The 527-nt window shown below is 61.5% G+C and carries 1 protein-coding gene and 1 pseudogene; both read right to left on the reverse strand.

From position 1 onward, the window contains the following. Positions 1–273, reverse strand: a 273-nt coding sequence (locus AC1DT3_RS23875) for an exopolysaccharide biosynthesis protein (protein WP_477467618.1), incomplete at its 3' end; no start/stop codon positions are given. 79 nt (positions 274–352) lie between these two features. Further along, a pseudogene (locus AC1DT3_RS23880) lies at positions 353–527 on the reverse strand (aspartate-semialdehyde dehydrogenase); the annotation flags it as partial.

A 527-nucleotide genomic window follows, 5' to 3' on the forward strand; every position in this document is an offset into this window, starting at 1 on the left:
ATTGAGCAGGCTCTCGGGCAGCCACGGGCTCGACCGTCCAAAGATGATCTGAACCGCAACGAGCGCGAGCAAAAGGCCGCAAAGCAACGGAATCGGCGGCGGCATCGGGAGGCAATTGGGAAGGCCGAGGAGCACGACGAGGAGCGCAAAGGCCCGGTCCCGCAGAACCGCCATGATGTCCGAGACGCTCACGCGCTCGGTCGGCTGGGCCGCAAGCTCAGCCAGGATCTCGGAGGTGCGCGCGTTGAGAAACAAGGAGCCTTGGGATGTCATATCGCTCGGAAGCGCCTTCTCTACCCGAGATGACGCCGGGGGCCAAGCTCAAGTTCTCGCGCCGCCTCTGGACCTGCCTCTAGTGCAGCGTCAGTTCGCCCTGATACGCCCTGAACTCGGCGGGCTTGATCAATTGCGTGTGAGCCACCCTCACCGAATGAAGCGGTCCTTCCAGTTCCCGTTTCCAAAAATCGAGAAATCCACGCAGCACCGGAAATTTCGGGGCGAGATCGTAGTCCTGCCAGATGTAAGTC

Source organism: Microvirga sp. P4_G7, from assembly GCF_056401005.1.